This is a genomic window from Lentzea aerocolonigenes, assembly GCF_000955955.1.
Classification (GTDB): Bacteria; Actinomycetota; Actinomycetes; order Mycobacteriales; family Pseudonocardiaceae; genus Lentzea; species Lentzea aerocolonigenes_A.
Genome location: NZ_JYJG01000483.1, coordinates 1 through 3,419, shown reverse-complemented (window position 1 = coordinate 3,419; position 3,419 = coordinate 1). Strand labels below are relative to the sequence as shown.

The following is a 3,419-nucleotide window of genomic DNA, read 5'->3' as shown; positions in this document are numbered from 1 at the left end:
AGAGATGTGTATAAGAGACAGACCTGCACTCTGTCGATGGTGTCGAGCGCGCTGGGCCACAGCCCGCGCTTGCCGAGCGCCACGGACTGTGCCAGCACGCCTTCCGCGACACCTTCGACGTCGTCCAGCCACGCGAACGCGGCAACCGCTTTCTCGGCGTACTCCAGCGCCTCGCCCGGCCTGCCCTCGTCCAGTGCGATGCGTGCCTCGTGCAGGTTGTGCACGGCGTTGGAACGCGGATCAGCCGTCCTGCCGGGAACCGTCATGATCAAGCCCCTCTCCCGGGGCCGACTCTAGACCTGTTCGCGGAGCTGGCGTTTCAACACTTTTCCGGCCGCGTTGCGGGGCAATTCGTTGACGAAGAAAACATCTCGGGGAACGGAGAACCGCGCGAGGTTCGCCTTGACGTGTTCACGTATGTGTTCAGCCGTCAGGGTTTCGGCTCCGACGACGAACGCGGCCAACCGCTGACCGAACTCGTCGTCCTCCACGCCGAGCACCGCGACCTCGGTGACGCCGTCGAGGTTCGACAGCAGGTCCTCGACCTCGCGCGGGTAGACGTTCTCGCCGCCGGACACGATCATCTCGTCGTCCCGGCCGGCCACGAACAGCAGGCCGTCCTTGAGATAACCGAGGTCACCGGTGGACATCAGGCCGTTCAACGACTCCTTGCTGGTGCCGTTGGTGTAGCCGTCGAACAGCATCTCGTTGCCGACGAAGATCCGCCCGGTCTCGCCGGGAGCGACCGGCTCGCCCTGATCGTCCACAATGGCCAATCGGGTGCCGAGCGGTGGCTGACCCGCGGTGCCGGGCGCCCTGAGCATCTCCTCGGGTGTCGCGATGCTCGCCCAGCTCACTTCCGTTGAGCCGTAGAGGTTGTAGAGCACCGGGCCGAACTCCGCCAAAGTCCTGGCTGCGACCCGCGGCGGCAGCGACGAGCCGCTGGACGCGATGATCCGCAGCTTCGGCCGGTGCGGAGTCTCCAGCATGCGTTGCAGCATCACCGGAACCACGAACATCGCCGTGCACTTCTCGGCGTCCTTCAGCGTCTGCTCGGGGTCGAACTTGCGGCGCAGCACGAGCGTGGCGCCGAGCACGAGGCCGAGCTGGAACGCGGCGAGGCCCCAGGCGTGGAATAGCGGCGAGGTGATCGCGATGACCTCACCGTGCTTGAGCGGGATCCGCGACAGCAGTGCGGCGGCGGGGGCGAGGCTCGCGGGTTCCGGCCGGCGGGCGCCCTTCGGGGTGCCGGTGGTGCCCGAGGTGAGGATGATCAGCCGGCCGCGCGGAGGCCTGCGGGGGAGCGAGGTCGTCGGCCCGTTGAGGATGAGCGGTTCGAGTTCGTCGCCGAAGTACGTCGGCAGATCAGGGAGCACATCGGCGAACTCGCGGTCCGCGACGATCCGGTCGATCTTCTGATCAGAAGCGACCTGGGCCAGTTGTCCTTTGCTCAGGCCGGTGTTGAGCAGGACGGCGTCGGCGCCGATCTTCGTGCACGCGGTCATCGTCTCGATGAAGCCGCGGTGGTTGCGCATCAGCAGGCCGACGCGTTCCTTGGCGCGGAACGCATGCGCGAGCCGGCTCGTGCGCTCGTTCACCTCCGCGTAGGTGAGCACGCCGTCGTCGTCGACGATCGCGGCACGGTCCGGGTGTCGGCCGGCGCCCGTCTGGTAACCCCACGCCAGCGTGATGTCCCACTGCAGGTACCCGCGCACGGTCCCGGAAAGGCCTCGCGGGCCCAACGGCCGGATCACTCCGGCTTTGACCAGGGTCAGCAGCACGCGGGTCACCATGAGACCTACTCTGCCACGTACCTACTCGCGAGTAGGTAACGGTGTGACGGCGGTCACAGCTCGGTGTCGGACGCGGCGACCACGGCTTCCCTCAGGGCGGCCCGCAAGCGGCCGACTTCCAGCGGCGTCAGGACGGCGGCCTCGCCCGGTGGCACGTTGATCACGATGTGCCCCTGGCTGACGAACACCGTCAAGTCCCGTCGGCGCGAGGCGATGTCGCGGCAGCTCACCTGCCACTCCTCTTTGGCTCCCACGGGTTTCTTCCTCCAGCTCACTCGGCGCGCCGGCCCGGTGGTGCCGGCGCTCGCGTTGATGAGACGCGTGCGGCCGACGGTCGTGACGGAGGTTTTCGCGTTCTCCGTTCAGCGACCGTGCCGAGCTGCGGATAGCGTCGCACGTGGGATGAGAGTAGGTCACCTGGAGGGGTGAAAATGGCGGAACCGCAACGCATCGTGATTGTCGGGACGGGCCTCGCCGGTGCCTCCGCGGCCGGAGCGCTCCGGGATCGCGGCTACGGCGGCAAGATCACCATGTTCGGCACCGAACACCATCGCCCGTACGAACTTCCCGCGCTGTCCAAGGACGTTCTGCTGGGCAAGGCCGACGAACCGGCCTGGGTGCACGAGTCGAGCTTCTACGCCGACAACGAGATCGAGCTCCAGCTCGGCGTGTCGGTGCTGGAGCTGCGGCCCGGTGATCACTCGATCGTTGACTCCGATGGAGCAGTGCGTTCCTACGATCGGCTCCTGCTGGCGACGGGATCACGCCCCCGCGTTCTGCCTGGCGCGCAAGGACATGTGCTGCGGACGATCGACGACTCGCTGGCGTTGAAGTCGAACTTGCGCGAGGGCAGGCACGTCGTGATCGTCGGCGCGGGCTGGATCGGCTGCGAGGTGGCGTCCGCCGCCCGCACGCACGGCTGCCGCGTCACGGTGGTCGACCCGCTGGCCGAACCGCTGGTGCGGGTGCTGGGTCCCGAGATGGGCAGGATGTTCCGCGGCCTGCACGAGGAGCACGGCGTCGAGTTCAAGCTGGGCACCGGCGTGGCGGGCTTCTCGCCGTCGGGCGTGCGGCTGGACGACGGCACCGAGCTGCTGCCGGACGTGACGGTGCTGGCGGTGGGCGCGACGCCACGCCTCGAGCTCGCCGAAGCTGCCGGATTGGAACTGGCCGATGGTGGTGTCGCGGTCGACGCGACGTTGCGGACGTCCGCTCCCGATGTGTTCGCGGCCGGCGACATCGCGGCGCACGACCACCCGCGCTACGACGGGCGGGTCCGCGTCGAGCACTGGGCGAACGCGAAAGACCAGGGCACGTACGTGGCGGGGCCGCTGCTCGGGGTGGACGAGCCGTACCAGAAGTCGCCGTACTTCTTCACGGACCAGTACGACCTGGGCATGGAGTACCGGGGACTCGCGGATCCGTCGGACGAGGTCGTGGTGCGCGGAGACCTGGCGAAGCGGGAGTTCATCGCGTTCTGGCTGCGCGACGGGCGGCTGCGGGCGGCGATGAACGTCAACATGTGGGATGACGGGACGGCGTTGGGCGCGCTGGTGGACGCGCAGGCGACGGTGACGGCCAAGCAGTTGCAGGAGGCTGACCTGGGTTCGCTGGCCTAGACGGTTG

4 protein-coding genes are annotated in these 3,419 nt (G+C 68.2%); 1 reads left to right on the top strand and 3 read right to left on the bottom strand.

All coding sequences use genetic code 11. The annotated features are described in order from the left end of the window. From UK23_RS44355 to UK23_RS44345, 3 genes are all read right to left on the bottom strand, one after another. On the bottom strand, nucleotides 1-266 hold a 266-nt coding region (locus tag UK23_RS44355), incomplete at its 3' end, for a hypothetical protein (protein ID WP_156213837.1). Between the two features lie 27 nt (nucleotides 267-293). Further along, nucleotides 294-1,793, bottom strand: coding sequence for an AMP-binding protein (locus UK23_RS44350; protein WP_045317854.1), 1,500 nt, complete (start codon nucleotides 1,791-1,793; stop codon nucleotides 294-296). 53 nt (nucleotides 1,794-1,846) lie between these two features. Beyond that, a complete protein-coding gene (locus UK23_RS44345) occupies nucleotides 1,847-2,047 on the bottom strand; it encodes a hypothetical protein (RefSeq protein ID WP_045317853.1) in 201 nt (66 codons plus the stop codon). A 177-nt stretch (nucleotides 2,048-2,224) separates the two neighbouring features. On the opposite strand from UK23_RS44345, the gene UK23_RS44340 reads away from it, so the two are divergent. Further along, nucleotides 2,225-3,412, top strand: a complete 1,188-nt coding sequence (locus UK23_RS44340) for an NAD(P)/FAD-dependent oxidoreductase (protein ID WP_045317852.1) — start codon at nucleotides 2,225-2,227, stop codon at nucleotides 3,410-3,412. Nucleotides 3,413-3,419: the final 7 nt, after the last annotated feature.

Bases quoted from the DNA above. Each gene is read 5' to 3' on its own strand.
- UK23_RS44350 (WP_045317854.1), bottom strand. From the start codon at position 1,793: ATGGTGACCCGCGTGCTGCTGACCCTGGTCAAAGCCGGAGTGATCCGG.
- UK23_RS44340 (WP_045317852.1), top strand. From the start codon at position 2,225: ATGGCGGAACCGCAACGCATCGTGATTGTCGGGACGGGCCTCGCCGGT.